Below are 14,398 nucleotides of genomic sequence, written 5' to 3' on the forward strand. Positions count from 1 at the left end.
CGGTCAGCCCAGCGCGCCGGGACCGGCGCGGCCCACGACGACCCCGGTCACCGCCCGCAGTGCCGCGCTGCCCGGCCGCAGGTAGCCGTCGTGCCCGCCGGAGTCGCCGACGGCGAGCAGGTCGGCGCCGAAGTCCGGCGCGGCCGGGTCGGCCCCGTGCCCCACGTCGCCCCACTGCAGCGCGGGCACCTGGCGCACCCAGTCGTCCGGCAGGCGCGCGGCGTGCACCCGTGCCCGGGTGCGCAGGCCGGCGACGTCGGCGGCGCGGGCTCCGGGGCTGCCGAGCAGGACCAGGTCCTCCGCCGCCAGCTGCGGTGCCGCCAGCGCGACGACGACGGCGCCGTAGCTGTGCCCGATCACCGTGACGTGCGGCGCGTCCGACGGCCGCGCGCCGAGCGCGGCGACCTCGCGGACCAGCCCGGGGACGGCGGCCCGGGCGGCGGCTCCCGTCGCGAGGCCCGGGTCGACGCCTGCCGGGGTCCGGTAGCCGATCCACAGCACGACCGCGGTGTCCGGGCCCGCCGCATCGGCCAGCGCCCGTGCCCAGGCCCACGGCCGCCGCGCCGCACGTTCGGGGTCGCCTGCCGGGCCCGTGAACGTGGCGAGATCGATGCCAGCGCCCGGGACCAGCACCGCGACGTGCCGGGCCGTCGCCGGGTCGCCGATCGCGACGACCGCGCGGCCCCGTCCTCGGGGGTCGCAGCCGAGCACGCGGACGCCGTCGCCCGCGTCGTGTCGCGCGAGCAGGTCGGTGAGCCTGCTGGCGCAGGCTGCGTCCCGGACCACCGTGGGCCCGGGATCGGGGCAGGGCGGCGCCGACAGCGTCACCGCGATCCCGACGAGGACGGACAGCGCGGCGAACGGGTACAGCCAGCGCAGGTTCACGCCGATCGACGCTAGGGAGCGGGAGCGGCCCGGTCGTCACGCTGCGGAGCCGTTCCGGGCGAGGACCGGCGTTCCGGCGGGCCCGGCCGCCCCCTACCGCGGTAGGGGGGTGAGCCATGCACCGTGGAGGGACGCCGCCCGGCGGTCGGCTCGCTACCCTCGCAGCGGTGGCGTCCCCGACCTCCCCGCCGAGAGGACGCCCCCGGCCGAGCGTGCAACGGGCCCTCGTCGCGCTGATCCGGGAGGCCGTCGGCGTCCTCCTGCCCGGGACGGACCCGGGACGTGTGCCGCTGCGCGGGCGGCCCGCCCGGCTGCTCCCGGTCGTCGCGGGGGTCTACGGCCTGGTCGTGGCGACGGCGGCGAGCTCGCAGCTGAACGAGCGGGGCGGGCCGAGCGGCGGCGTGTGGTTCCTCGCTCTGCTGCCCGCCGCCGCAGGCGTGGCGCTCGCGGCGATCCGGCCGCTGGACGGCTGGCGGCTGGTCACCGGCTGGCTGTCCGTGCTGCCCTTCCTCGTCCCGCCGCCCGTGGGGACCGTGCCCGCCCTCGAACCGTGGGGGTGGTGCCTGTGGGTGCCGGCGCTGCTGCTGGCCGCCTGGGGCGTGCCGGGCGCGCGCGTGCTGGGCGTGGCCGTCGTCTCGGCGCTGGCGCTCGTGCTGCTGACCGTCGCGACCCCCTGGCCCGTCCACGCGCCGTACCTGCCGGTGGGACTGCTGGGTGTCGGGTCCGCCGTCGTGGTCGGCGCCAGCCTCGGGGGACGGGCGAGCGCGCGCCGCGAGCTGCAGGAGGAGCAGCGCCGGCTCGCAGCCGCGCAGGCCGAGCGGGGAGCGCTCGCCGAGCGGGCCCGGATCGCCCGCGAGATGCACGACGTGATCGGCCACCACATGTCGCTCATCGCGGTGCGCTGCGAGACGGCCCCGTACCGGATCGGGGAGCTCGCGGAGCCGGCACGTCGCGAGCTCGCCGACATCGCCGTCGCGGCCCGCGAGGCGCTCGCGGAGATGCAGGACCTCCTGGGCGTCCTGCGCTCCGAGCCGGGCCAGGCGCGGTCCCCCCAGCCCGGCCTCGCCGATCTCGACGCGCTGCTCGGTGCGACGGCGGCCGCGGGCACCCCGCTCACCTGGTCGGTGGTGCTGGACCCGGCGGCCGTGCCCGCGCCGCTGGCGCTGAGCGTCTACCGGATCGTCCAGCAGGCGCTGGCGAACTGTGTCCAGCACGCCCCGGGCGGCGCGGTGTCGGTGCGGGTGCACGAGGGTGACGCGGACGGCCGGGCGGCCGTGGTCGTCGAGGTGGACAACGAGGCGGGCTCCGCCACCGGGCGTCCGGGTGCCGGGACGGGGCTGCGCGGCATGCGCGAGCGGGCCGCCCTGCACGGGGGAACCGTGGCGGCGGGGCCCCGCCCCGACGGCGGCTTCGCGCTGCGGGTGCTGCTGCCGCTGCGAGCGGCCGGATGAGCCCGACGATCCGGGTCCTCGTCGTCGACGACCAGGAGATGGTGCGGGAGGGTTTCGCCGCGCTGCTGGCCGCGCAGCCCGACGTCGAGGTCGTGGGCACTGCGGGCGACGGCCGGGCCGCGCTCGCCGAGGTCGCCCGGCTGCGCGCCGCGCACCGCTGCCCGGACGTCGTGCTGATGGACGTGCGGATGCCCGTGCTCGACGGCATCGCCGCGACCCGCGAGCTGGTCCGGACGGGCGGGGACGGGCCGCAGGTGCTGATCCTGACCACCTTCGACCTCGACGACCACGTGTTCGACGCGCTGCGGGCCGGGGCCAGTGGCTTCCTGCTCAAGCACGCGCCCGCGCGCGACCTGCTGCACGCCGTGCGGGTGGTGGCCGCCGGTGACGCGCTGCTCGCACCCGAGATCACCCGGCGGCTCATCGCCCACTTCGCCGCCGCGGGCCCGCCGTCGCCCGCCCGGGTGGCCGGGCTGGCCGAGCTGACCCCGCGGGAACGCGAGGTGCTCGTCCTGGTGGCCAGGGGCCTGTCGAACGCGGAGATCGCCGCGGCCCTCGTGCTCGCGGAGCAGACCGTCAAGACGCACGTGAGCCGGGTGCTCGGCAAGCTCGGCCTGCGCGACCGGGCCCAGGCCGTCGTCGCGGCCTACGAGTCGGGACTGGTCCGTCCCGGCGACGACGGATCGCCTCGTGATCCGATGCTATGACCCTATGAGGAAAGGATCTCCTTACTGTAGGTTGTGCGCACCATTGGACGAGGTGTGGGAGGCGGGTTGCGCCGACGGGCGGTGGTGACGGGCGGGGCCGGCTTCCTCGGCTCGCATCTGTGCGAGCGCCTGCTCCGCGAGGGGTACGCGGTCCTCTGCCTGGACGACTTCTCGACGGGGTCTCCGGCGAACGTCGCGCACCTCGCGGACGTGGGGCCGTTCCGGCTGATCCGGGCGGACGTGACGGATTTCGTCCACGTCGTCGGGGACGTGGACGTGGTGCTGCACTTCGCGTCGCCCGCGTCGCCGATCGACTACCTGCGGATGCCGATCGAGACCCTCAAGGTCGGTTCGATCGGCACGTTGCACACGCTGGGCCTGGCGAAGGAGAAGGGCGCGCGGTTCCTGCTCGCCTCCACGTCCGAGGCGTACGGCGACCCCCAGGTGCACCCGCAGCCGGAGACGTACTGGGGCCACGTCAACCCGGTCGGCCCGCGCGGGGTGTACGACGAGGCGAAGCGGTTCGCCGAGGCGATGACGATGGCCTACCGCCGCGCGCAGGGCGTGGACACGGCGATCGTGCGGATCTTCAACACGCACGGTCCACGGATGCGCCCGGACGACGGGCGTGCGGTGCCGACGTTCATCCGCCAGGCGCTCGCGGGCGAGCCGCTCACGGTGGCGGGGGACGGCAGCCAGACGAGGTCCATCCAGTACGTGGACGACCTCGTCGAGGGGTGCCTGCGGCTGCTGCATTCGGGCCTCGCGGGGCCGGTCAACATCGGCAGCGCGGACGAGGTGTCGATCACCGAGCTGGCACTGGCGATCCGGGGGCTGTGCGGGTCGGCCAGCCCGATCGTGCACGTCGATCGACCCGAGGACGATCCGACGGTGCGCCGCCCGGACACCACGCTGGCCCGCACGCAGCTGGGGTGGCAGCCGCGGGTGCCGCTGGTGGAGGGGCTTCGCCGGACGGTGGGGTGGTTCCGCGCGGAACTGGCCGACCCGGTCGTGTCCCGTGTCGTCTGATCCCGGGCCGCCTGAGCCGCCCGCGCCGCCCGTCCGGCACGACGTCGTCGTCATCGGTGCGGGCCCCGCGGGCCTCACGGCGGCCTACGAGCTCGCGGCGGCGAGCGTCCCGGCCACCGTTCTCGAGGCGGACGACGTCGTCGGCGGCATCAGCCGCACGGTGGAGCGGGACGGCTGGCGGTTCGACATCGGCGGCCACCGGTTCTTCACCAAGGTCGACCGGGTCGAGCGGATGTGGCACGACGTGCTGGGCCCCGAGGACTTCCTCGTGCGGCCGCGCCGCAGCCGCATCCTCTACCGCGGCAGGTACTTCGACTACCCGCTGCGCCCCCGGGCGGCGCTGCGGGAGCTCGGGCCGGTGGAGGCCGCCCGGTGCGTCGGGTCGTTCCTGTGGGCGCGCGTGCGCCCCCCGCGCGACCAGAGCCATCTGGAGGGCTGGGTGTCGGCCCGCTTCGGCCCGCGGCTGTACCGGCACTTCTTCCGCAGCTACAACGAGAAGGTCTGGGGGGTCCCCGCCACCGAGATCCAGGCGGACTGGGCGGCGCAGCGGATCAAGAACATGTCCCTGCTCAACGCCGTCACGAGTGCGCTGCGCGGCGGGGGCGGTGCGGACATCGTGTCCCTGATCGAGCGCTTCCACTACCCGCGGCTGGGCCCGGGGATGATGTGGGAGCGCTGCGCGGAGCTGGTGGAGGCGGCGGGCTGCAAGGTGCACGTCGACCAGCCCGTCACCCGGATCCGCTGCGAGGGCGGTCGGGCGGTGGCGGTCGAGGCGACGTTCGAGGGCGCGGTGACGTCGTACCCCTGCACGGCGGTGATCTCGTCGATGCCCCTTCCCGAGCTGGTGCGCGCGCTGGAGCCGCCCCCGCCCCCGGAGGTGCTCGCCGCTGCGGACCAGCTGCGGTTCCGGGACTTCCTCACGGTGGCGCTGGTGGTGCCGAGCGAGCGCGCGATGCCGGACAACTGGGTGTACGTGCACTCGCCGGAGGTGCGGGTGGGCCGGATCCAGAACTTCGGCGCCTGGTCGCCGGACATGGTCAAGCCGGGACGCACGTGCCTCGGCATGGAGTACTTCGTCTTCGAGGGCGACGACCTGTGGGGCCGCCCGGACGACGAGCTCGTCGCGCTCGCCTCCGAGGAGCTGGCGGCCACCGGCCTGGCGGACGCGGACCAGGTGGAGGCGGGCTACGTCGTCCGGATGCCGAAGGCCTACCCCGTCTACCACCCGGGGTTCGCGGAGGCCGTGGCGGTGCTGCGGGGATACCTGGAGTCGCACGCCACCAACGTGCACCCGGTGGGGCGCAACGGGATGCACCGCTACAACAACCAGGACCACTCGATGCTGACGGCGATGCTCGCCGTCGAGAACGTGCTGGGCGGCGGCCCGCACGACACGTGGTCGGTGAACGTGGACGGGGGCTATCACGAGCAGCGCACGGTGGCGGGCACCGGCCGCGACGCCCCCGTCGTGCCGCCGACCGGGATCACCCGACGAGCATCTCCGCGGAGTCGCGGGACTCCCGGCGCGACAGCCGGATCAGCATGATCACCGGCACCAGGCCCACGAGGACGATGAGCAGGGCCGGCAGCGCGGCAGCGTCGTAGCGGGAGTCCTTCGTGGCCTCCCAGGCCACGATGGCGAGCGTGTCGCTGCCCAGCGGGCGCAGCAGCGCCGTGGCGGGCAGCTCCTTGACGACCTCGACGACGACGAGCAGCGCTCCGGTGAGCACGCCCGGCCAGAGCAGCGGCACGTGGACGTCGAGCAGGACGCGGGAGCGGTCCGCGCCGAGCGCGCGAGCGGCGTCGTCCAGGTTCGGCGCGACGCGCCCCATCCGGGACTCGACGGCGAAGTAGGCCTGGGCGTGGAAGCGCACGACGTAGGCGCCGATCAGGCCGAGGACGGTGCCGGTGAACAGCAGCCCGATGCTCGCGTCGAACCAGCCGTCGGCGACGGCGATGAGCCGGCGGTCCAGCCACACGAGTGGCACGTAGATCGCCACCGCGATGACGGCGCCGGGCACGGCGTAGCCGACGGTGGCCAGCCGGGCGGCCCCGCGACCCGTCCGCGACGGCGCGACCCGCTGGCCGTAGCTGACCAGCGTGGCCGTGCAGACGGCGACGGCCGCGGCGGCCAGCGCGAGCAGCAGGGTGGAGACGACGGCCCGGCCGAGGTCGTCGGAGAGCCGGTCCGTCACCAGCGTCTCCAGCGACCACGCGACGAGCTGCAGCACGGGTGCCACGAACACGACGACGAGCAGCAGCGTCGGCACGGCGCACGCCACGAGCGCCCGCCAGCCGCGCAGCGGGCGCGGCGCCACGGCGTCCCCGGCGGACAGCGCCTGGTCGTAGCGGGCGCGCCCGCGCATCAGCCGCTCGACGACGACCAGCAGCAGCGCGAGGCTCACGAGGACGGAGGCGAGCTGCAGCGCGGCGGCGGGATCGAAGGCGGAGCCGTCGTACCACACGCGGTAGATCGTGTCGGTGAGCGTCTGGTAGCCGAGGAGGTTGACGACGCCGAAGTCCGCGAGCGCCTCCATCATCGCGAGCGCGGCACCCGCCGCGAGGGCCGGGCGGGCGAGCGGGAGCGCGACGCCGCGCACCGCCTGCCCGTAGCTGCGGCCGAGGCTGCGGGCGGCCTCCAGGGCGGAGCGGGACTGGCCGAGGAAGGCGCTTCGGCCCAGCACGTAGACGTACGGGTAGAGCACCGCGACGAGGGCTCCGATCGCCCCCGCCGCACCGTGCAGCCCGGGCAGCGTGAGACCGCCGCCGAAGATGCTGGTCGCGAGCGGATTGGCCAGGCCGAGCTGGCCGAGCATCACGAACACCAGCACGTAGCCCGGCAGCGCGAGCGGCAGCACGAGCGCCCATTCCAGCCAGCGGCGGCCGGGGAAGTCGTAGAACGACACCAGCACGGCGAGACCCCCACCGACGACCAGCGTGCCGGCGGCCACTCCGAGGGCGAGCACGACGCTGCGGCCCAGCGCCTGGGGCAGCAGCAGGCGCGCGATCGGGTCGAAGAACTGCTCGCCGACGACGAAGCTCAGCGGCAACGCGATCAGCGGGCCCGCGACGGCCAGCGCCACGGCGACGCCGACGATCGCCCAGCCCGACCGTGCCCGCCGGGCAGAGGTCAGGTCCATCCGTACTTCAGCATCAGCGCGACGGCGTCGTCGATGAGCGGGCCCGCCTTCTCCCCGTCGATCGGGTCGACCTTCACGTTCGCCCAGTCGGCGATGTGCGGGGGCGGCGGGACGGTCGGGTTGGCCGCGAACTCGCTGCGCTCCACGATCTCGGCCTGGGCAGGCGGCGAGGTGAGCCACTCCATCAGCGCGACGGCGGTGGGCACCGCGTCCGATCCGGCGACCACCCCGACCCCGGAGACGTTCGCGTGCGCGCCGCGGCCGTCCTGGTCCGGCCAGGCGGGGGCGACCGGGAAGGCGGGGTTCTCCGCGAGCGTGCGCCCGAGGTAGTAGTGGTTGGCCAGGCCGACGTCGCAGCCGCCCGCGGCGATCGTCGCGAGCATCTCACCGTCCGAGTTGATGATCTTCGGCTGGTTGTCCATCCAGGACTTGACCAGCGCCTCGGTCTCCACCGGGCCGCGCTTGGCGATCATGTCCGCGATCAGCGACTGGTTGTACTCGCTGCGCGACGTGCGCAGGCAGGTGCGGCCCTTCCAGCGCGGATCGGCGAGGTCCTCGTAGCGCGTGACCGCACCCGCGGGCACCCGTTCGGTGGAGACGACCGGGACACGCAGTCGGGTCGAGAGCGCCCACCACATGCCGGCCGGGTCGTGCAGCTGGGCCGGGATCTGCTCGCGCAGCTTCGCGCTGGTGACCCCCTGCAGCACCCCGGCCTCCTCCGCCCGGTACAGGTTCGCGAGGTCGGTGGTGATGAAGACGTCCGCCGGGGTGTCGCGGCCCTCCCGGGTCAGCCGCTCGAACAGCTCCGGCCCGGTGCCGCCGCGCAGTTCGATCGTGACGCCGGTGGCCTCGCTGAACTCCTCGAAGACCTTCTCGCTGCCGTAGTGCGACCGCCCGTTGTAGACGACGAGCGTGGGCGCGTAGGTGATGCCGGTGGTGTCGACCTCCTGACCTTCCCCGCCGGCCACGACCGGTGCGGCCGGCTCATCGCCCGGCGTGCTGAGCACCGCCACCGCGAGGACCACGACGAGCACCACCACGACAGCGGGCACGAGCAGCAGCAGCCACCTACGGCGGCCGGAGGACGCGGCCACGAGGCCTCCCTGGGATGAGCCGAGTTCCCGGCCGCGAGACCACGATCGGGCGAACGTAGGCTAGGGTAGCCAAACGATGACCGATGCTGCGATCCGCGCCGAAGCTGTGACCAAGGCCTTCGGCGGCTCCCGCGCGGTCGACCGCGCCGACCTGGACGTCCGTGCCGGTGAGGTCGTCGCCCTCCTGGGGCCCAGCGGGTCGGGCAAGACGACGCTGCTGCGGCTGCTGGCGGGGTTCGAGGTGCCCGACGAGGGCACGGTGCGCGTCCGGGGCCGGACGGTCGCGGGCGGCGGCGTCTTCGAGGAGCCGGACCGCAGGCGGATCGGGATGGTCTTCCAGGACGGGGCCCTCTTCCCCCACCTCACCGTCGGGCGGAACGTCGAGTTCGGCCGCCCGCGGCCCGGCCGTGGCGAGGAGTGCCTGGAGATGGTCGGGCTCGCGCACCGCGCCTCGTCCTACCCCCATGAGCTCTCTGGTGGCGAGCGCCAGCGGATCGCGCTGGCGCGGGCGCTCGCCGTCGACCCCGAGGTGGTGCTGCTCGACGAGCCGTTCGCCGCGCTGGACGAGAACCTGCGCGCGGGCCTGCGTGAGGAGGTCCTGCGGGTGCTGCGTGCCGCGGGCGCGAGCGCGCTGATCGTCACGCACAACCAGCAGGAAGCGCTGTCGATGGCGGACACGGTGGCCCTCATGCGGGCGGGCCGGATCGAGCAGGTCGGATCGCCGGAGACGCTCTACGAGCAGCCGGCCACCCGCTGGGTGGCGGAGTTCCTCGGGGACGCGGACACGGTCACCGGCAGCGCGGACGGCGGCGTGGTGGACAGCGAGCTGGGCCGCTTCCCCGCCGACAGGACCCTGAGAGGCGCGGTGGAGGTGCTGGTCCGGCCGGAGCGGGTGACGATCTCCCGCAACGGCGACGGCGTGTCCGGAGTGTCCGGAGTGTCCGCCGTCGTCGCGCGCCGCACCTACTTCGGCGCCGATCAGGTCGTGACGCTGGAACTGCCCACCGGCACCCGGGTGCGCTGCCGGGCCCCCGGCGGTGGGCGGTGGACCGTGGGGGAGCGGGTCCGGGTGGCGGTCACCGGCGACGTCGTCGTGCTCCCGGCCGCGGCGCAGGCACTCGCGGAGCCCGAGCGGTTGGCCGGCTCGCCCACGTGAGTGCACCGGCCCCGGTGGCCGAGCGGGCGGTCCCGCGTCCCGGGAGCCGGGCCTGGATCGTCCCGGCGGCGTGCCTGCTGGTCGCGGCGGCGTCGTTGCGGTTCCCGGCGATGCTCGGGTTCGACCCGTGGGTCTGGCTGATCTGGGGCCGCGAGCTGCTCCATGGCCTGCCCACCAACGACGGCAGCCTCGCCTGGAAGCCGCTGCCCGTCCTGGTGACGGTGTGGCTCGCCCCGTTCGGTGACGCCGCCCCTGCGCTGTGGCTCGTGATCTCCCGGGCCGTGGGGCTCTTCGGCCTGGTGCTGGTGTGGCGGCTGGCCGCGCGCCTGGCCGGACCACCGACCGGCGCGCTCGCCGGGAGCGTCGCGGTCGTGGCGTTCCTGCTCACCCCGGACGCCCAGTCCCGCTGGGTCCGCCACCTGCTGCAGGGCAACATCGAGCCGGTCACGGCGACGCTGTGCCTGTGGGCGGTGCACCGGCACCTGGACGGCCGGCGCGGGCAGGCGCTCGCCCTGGGCGGTGCGGCGGCGCTCACGCGGCCCGAGGTCTGGCCGCTGCTGGGGCTGTACGCACTGTTCCTGCTCGTCACAGAGGCGCGGCGGCGCTGGTGGCAGGTCGCGCTCGTGCTCACGTCGGTACCGCTGCTGTGGTTCGGCGGGGACCGCCTCGTCTCGGGGGACGCGCTGGGTGGGGCCGAGGTCGCGCGCGTGCTCACCGTCGGACCGGCGCAGCGGGTGGTCGTCGCGATGGACGCCGTGGCGGACGCGGTGATCGTGCCGGTCTGGATCGGAGCGGCCGTCGCCGTGGTGTGGGCCGCGCATCGCCGCCGGGGAGTCCCGGTGGTGCTCGCCGCGGGCGCGCTGGTGTGGGTGCTCGAGGTGATCGTGATGGCGGGGGTGTTCGGCTACGCCGCGCTGGGCCGGTTCCTCGCACCGGTGTCGGCCGTGCTCTGCGTGCTCGCGGGGGTCGCCGTCGGCTGGGCGGTGGCGGCGGTGCGCGGTGCCACGGCGCGGGCGGTGGTCGCGGTGGCGCTGGTGGCCGCGTCCGTGCCGTTCGCGACGGACCGGGTGGCGTGGCTGCCGATGCAGCTGGACGCGGCGGCCGCGCGAGCGGCCCTGGAAGCGGATCTCGACGGCGTGCTCGCGCGGGTGGGGCCCGAACGGGTCCGAGCCTGCGGCGCCGTCGTGATCGACACCGCCCCGCCGAACGTCGAGCTGCGCCCCGGGCTCGCCTGGAAGCTCGGGCTGCCCATCGGCGGGGTCACGCACACCCTGCCGCCCGGCCCCGCCGTCGCGTTCGCGCAGGCGGGCGGGCCGTGGGAACCGGTGCTCGTCGCCACTCCCGGCGCGGTGCCGCTGGCTCGCAGCGACCGCTGGGCGGTCGACGCGATCGGCTGCCCGTGACCCGGCCGACTGAGGCAAGGCTGTGCTGATTCGGACTGATAGGGTCCGCGCGATGCCCTCACTCTCCGTGGTCGTCCCCGCGACCGACCGGCCTGTCACGCTGCCGCGCTGTCTCGACGCGCTGCGCGCCGCCGGTGCGGCCCAGGTCGTCGTCGTGGACTCCCCGCACCGGCTCCCCGTCTGCGACGCGCGCAACTCCGGGGCCGCACGCGCGGGCGGGGAGATCGTCGTGTTCGTCGACGCGGACGTCGAGGTGCACCCGGACGCGCTCGAACGCATCAGGGCGGCGTTCGCGGCCGATCCCGGGCTCACCGCCCTCTTCGGGTCCTACGACGACGCACCCTCGCGCGGCGGCCCGGTGGCGGCGTTCCGCAACCTGCTGCACCACCACGTCCACCAGAGCTCGCCCGGCCCCGCGCGGACGTTCTGGTCCGGGCTCGGCGCGGTGCGCCGCGACGTCTTCCTCGCCGCGGGTGGCTTCGATGCCGCGCGCTTCCCGCTGCCGTCGGTCGAGGACGTCGACCTCGGCGCCCGGCTCACCGCCGCGGGCGCCCGCATCGAGCTGGACCCGGCGATCCAGGGCACCCATCTCAAGGCATGGACCCTCCGCTCCATGGTCGTGACGGACTTCGCCCGCCGCGGGGTTCCGTGGGTGGCGCTGCAGCTGCGCTCGGGTGGCCACGGGTCCGCGGTGCTGAACCTCGGCTGGCGCCACCGGGTGAGCGCGCTCGCGAGCCTCGCCGCGGTGCTCGGCGTGGCGGCACGGCGTCCGTGGGTCTCGGCAGCCGCGGTCGGCGTGCTGCTCGGGCTCAACCAGGAGTTCTACCGGTTGCTCGCCCGCCGCCGCGGTCCGGGCGAGGCGGCGCTCGGGGTGGGGCTGCACGCGCTGCACCACCTGACGGCGATCGCGTCCGTGCCGTTCGGGATCGCGGCGCACCTGCGGGAGCGGCGGCGGTGACCCGGGCCGTGCTGCCTCGGGCGACCCAGCTCCCTGCTGCGCGAACGGCACGTACGGGAAATAGGTCTTCCCGTACGTGCCGTTCGCTCGCCGGTGTGGGGCCGGGCGGGCAGCGGCAGCCGGCGAGCGGAGGGACGACGCGGTGGACCTGAGGATCGGGCTGGTCGGAGCGGGGCGGCTCGCCGAGGTGGGCTACCTGCCCGCCCTCGCCGCGGCGTCCGGCGTCCGGCTGGTGGCCGTCGCCGAACCCGACCCCGCACGCCGGGCACGCGTGGCCGCCGGCGCTGGGGAGTCCGCGCACCCGGACGCCGAATCCCTGCTCGCGGACGCGGCCGTCGACGCGCTGATCCTCGCCACCCCGGCGTCCGCGCACCTCGCCGGCGCCCGCCTCGCTGCCGCGGCCGGGGTCCCGGTGTTGGTCGAGAAGCCGCCTGCCGCGACGGCTGCGGAGGCCGTCGAGCTCGCGGCCCTCGACCCGGCCCCCCGCATCGCGTTCAACCGCCGCTTCGCCCGCGGCGCGGCTGCGCTGCGCGCCGCCACCCCGCCCGGCGCGGAGGTCGGGCTGGTGTTCGAGATCGGGTACCGGCGCGAGGGTTGGGGTGCCCACACCGTCGCCGACGACGCGCTGGCCGACCTCGGCTCCCACCTCGTCGACCTCGCTCGGTGGACCACGGGCGCCGAGGTCACAGAGGTGCTGCGGGCGTCGGTCGAGCAGGAGCGCGCCGAGTTCGACCTGCAGCTCGACGCCGCCCGCGCCCGCATCCGCTGCGCCACCGACCAGCCCTACCGCGAGCGGTACGCCGTCCGCCACCGCGACGGGCGGCCGATCGGGCAACGGACCGAGGGCGGGCCGCTCGTCGCCGTCCGGGACCGGGTGCTGCCGCGCCCGCACGCGCTCGTCGCGTCGCTGACGGCGCAGGTGGAGGCCTTCGCCAGGGTCGTCCGGGGCGAGCCCGAGGACGTGCTGGGCACCGCGGCGGACGGGGTCGCGGTGATGACGGTGATCGAGGCCGTGCGGGCGCGCGCCGCGCCCGCCGGTGTGAAGGGATGACCATGCTCACGGTGCTGCAGTTCGACTCGCCGAGCCTCGCGGTGCTCGACCGGATGCTCGGCGAGGGGCGCCTGCCCGTGCTCGCCGGCCTGCGCGAGCGCGGCACCTGGCACGAGCTCGACACCCCCGCCACCCACTTCGCCGCGGGCGCGTTCCACACCCTCTACAGCGGCACCGAGCTGGGTGATCACGGCCTCTTCTACCCGTTCCAGTGGTCGGCGGCCGACCAGCGCGTGCGCTACACCACCGCCTTCCCCGCGCCCGCTCCCGTGTGGGAGCGACTCTCGACCCGCTCGCTCGCGATGGACCCGTACGAAAGCCGCCCGCCGCTGCAACCGCCGTCCGGCACGGTGATCAGCGGCTGGCAGTTCACCGACCGCGTCGTGCTGCAGCCGTGGTCGTCCCCGCCCGGGTACAACGCGAGGCTGGAACGCCTCTTCGGCCCGCCCGCCGCGGTCGAGGAGGTGTTCGGCCGCAGCTCCGCTCGCGACCTGCTCACGCTGCGCCGCGACCTGCTCGCCGCCTCCGGCCGCGCCGCCGACGCCGCCCGGCTGATGCTCGCCCGCGAGCACTACGACCTGGCCTGGCTCACGTTCAGTGCCGGGCACGTCGCGGGCCACCAGTTCTGGGACGACTCCCAGCTCGCCGACGACGCGGACGTCGCCACCCGCCACGTCCTGAACGGGGCGCTGGAGGAGATCTACCAGACCGTGGACGCCGCGTTCGGGCGCGTGCTGGAGGCGCTGCCGGAGGGCGCGGACGTGATCGTCACCTCGCCGGTCGGGATGGACGTCAACACCAGCCGGGCGGACCTGCTGCCGGAGATGCTCGCCGCCGTCCTGTCCGGGGGCGCGACCGCGTCCCAGGACACGGGATCCGGGTTCGTGTGGAAGCTGCGTGCCGCTTTGCCGACGGGGCTGCGCGCGCAGGTGGCGTCGGCGCTGCCGGACAGGGTCGCGCTCGCCCTCACCGAGCGGCTGGAGCTGCGCGGCCAGGACTGGAGCAGCACCCGCGCCTTCGCCCAGCCCGCCGACAACCAGGGCTACATCCGCCTCAACCTCGCAGGCCGGGAGCGGGACGGCATCGTCGTGGCCGCCGAGGCCGAGGTGCTGATGGACGAGATCGCCTCCGGGCTGATGACGTTCACCGACCCGGACGGCACCCCGTCGGTGAAGGCCGTCGAGCGCGTCGCCGACACCTTCCCGGCGGGCGTGCACTCCGACCGGCTGCCCGATCTGATCGTCCGGTGGGCCGACACCCCGGCGACCCGGCTCACGCACGTGCGTTCCGACCGGTTCGGGCAGGTCGCGCGACGCGGCGCCGGCAGCGGGCGCTCCGGCAACCACACCGCCGGGGACGCCTGGGCCCTCGTCGTCCCCGGGGCGTCGGCCGTGCGGGAGACGTCGCGGCCACCGCGTCTGGTGGACATCGCGGCCACCGCGGGCGCGCTGGCCGGGCTGGACCCGGCGGGGCTGCCGGGGGAGTCGCTGCTGCACTGACCGGCACACGCCCCGGCGGAACCCG

12 protein-coding genes are annotated in these 14,398 nt (G+C 75.4%); 9 read left to right on the top strand and 3 right to left on the bottom strand.

Features of this window, described 5'->3' with window-relative positions; translation table 11 throughout:
- Positions 1-3: 3 nt before the first annotated feature.
- Entirely contained in the window at positions 4-885 is an 882-nt protein-coding gene (locus AB7J25_RS16510; RefSeq protein ID WP_428509930.1) for an alpha/beta hydrolase, read from the bottom strand.
- Between the two features lie 167 nt (positions 886-1,052).
- Between AB7J25_RS16510 and AB7J25_RS16515 the strand changes: the two genes are divergently transcribed.
- From AB7J25_RS16515 to AB7J25_RS16530, 4 genes are all read left to right on the top strand, one after another.
- Positions 1,053-2,336, top strand: coding sequence for a sensor histidine kinase (locus tag AB7J25_RS16515; protein WP_428509932.1), 1,284 nt, complete (start codon positions 1,053-1,055; stop codon positions 2,334-2,336).
- Positions 2,333-3,043: a response regulator gene (locus tag AB7J25_RS16520; protein ID WP_428509934.1), complete on the top strand. Its 711-nt coding sequence runs from the start codon at positions 2,333-2,335 to the stop codon at positions 3,041-3,043. Before AB7J25_RS16515 ends, AB7J25_RS16520 begins: the two co-directional genes overlap by 4 nt.
- A gap of 84 nt (positions 3,044-3,127) precedes the next feature.
- Positions 3,128-4,072 (top strand): UDP-glucuronic acid decarboxylase family protein, encoded by a 945-nt coding sequence (locus tag AB7J25_RS16525; RefSeq protein WP_428509936.1) that lies wholly within the window; start codon positions 3,128-3,130, stop codon positions 4,070-4,072.
- Entirely contained in the window at positions 4,062-5,618 is a 1,557-nt protein-coding gene (locus AB7J25_RS16530; RefSeq protein WP_428509938.1) for an NAD(P)/FAD-dependent oxidoreductase, read from the top strand. The genes AB7J25_RS16525 and AB7J25_RS16530 overlap by 11 nt, the downstream gene beginning before the upstream one ends.
- Here the strand turns inward: AB7J25_RS16530 and AB7J25_RS16535 are convergent.
- Both AB7J25_RS16535 and AB7J25_RS16540 read right to left on the bottom strand, forming a co-directional pair.
- Complete coding sequence (locus tag AB7J25_RS16535; RefSeq protein WP_428509940.1) at positions 5,557-7,212, bottom strand: ABC transporter permease; 1,656 nt, start codon at positions 7,210-7,212, stop codon at positions 5,557-5,559. The two genes, AB7J25_RS16530 and AB7J25_RS16535, sit on opposite strands and share 62 nt — an antisense overlap.
- Positions 7,203-8,306, bottom strand: a complete 1,104-nt coding sequence (locus tag AB7J25_RS16540) for an extracellular solute-binding protein (protein WP_428509942.1) — start codon at positions 8,304-8,306, stop codon at positions 7,203-7,205. The genes AB7J25_RS16535 and AB7J25_RS16540 overlap by 10 nt, the downstream gene beginning before the upstream one ends.
- Positions 8,307-8,382: 76 nt before the next feature.
- Between AB7J25_RS16540 and AB7J25_RS16545 the strand changes: the two genes are divergently transcribed.
- The 5 genes from AB7J25_RS16545 to AB7J25_RS16565 all read left to right on the top strand — a co-directional run bounded on the left by AB7J25_RS16545 (position 8,383) and on the right by AB7J25_RS16565 (position 14,373).
- Positions 8,383-9,462 (top strand): ABC transporter ATP-binding protein, encoded by a 1,080-nt coding sequence (locus tag AB7J25_RS16545; protein ID WP_428509944.1) that lies wholly within the window; start codon positions 8,383-8,385, stop codon positions 9,460-9,462.
- On the top strand, positions 9,459-10,865 hold the full coding sequence (locus AB7J25_RS16550; RefSeq protein ID WP_428509946.1) for a hypothetical protein: 1,407 nt from the start codon (positions 9,459-9,461) through the stop codon (positions 10,863-10,865). The genes AB7J25_RS16545 and AB7J25_RS16550 overlap by 4 nt, the downstream gene beginning before the upstream one ends.
- Before the next feature lie 52 nt (positions 10,866-10,917).
- Positions 10,918-11,823 carry a glycosyltransferase family 2 protein gene (locus AB7J25_RS16555; protein ID WP_428509948.1) on the top strand — a complete coding sequence of 302 codons (906 nt, stop codon included), beginning with the start codon at positions 10,918-10,920 and terminating at the stop codon, positions 11,821-11,823.
- Between the two features lie 142 nt (positions 11,824-11,965).
- Positions 11,966-12,874, top strand: coding sequence for a Gfo/Idh/MocA family oxidoreductase (locus AB7J25_RS16560; protein ID WP_428509950.1), 909 nt, complete (start codon positions 11,966-11,968; stop codon positions 12,872-12,874).
- A complete protein-coding gene (locus tag AB7J25_RS16565) occupies positions 12,871-14,373 on the top strand; it encodes an alkaline phosphatase family protein (RefSeq protein WP_428509952.1) in 1,503 nt (500 codons plus the stop codon). Before AB7J25_RS16560 ends, AB7J25_RS16565 begins: the two co-directional genes overlap by 4 nt.
- Positions 14,374-14,398 lie beyond the last annotated feature (25 nt).

This window comes from Pseudonocardia sp., from assembly GCF_050246655.1.
Taxonomy (GTDB): Bacteria; Actinomycetota; Actinomycetes; order Mycobacteriales; family Pseudonocardiaceae; genus Pseudonocardia.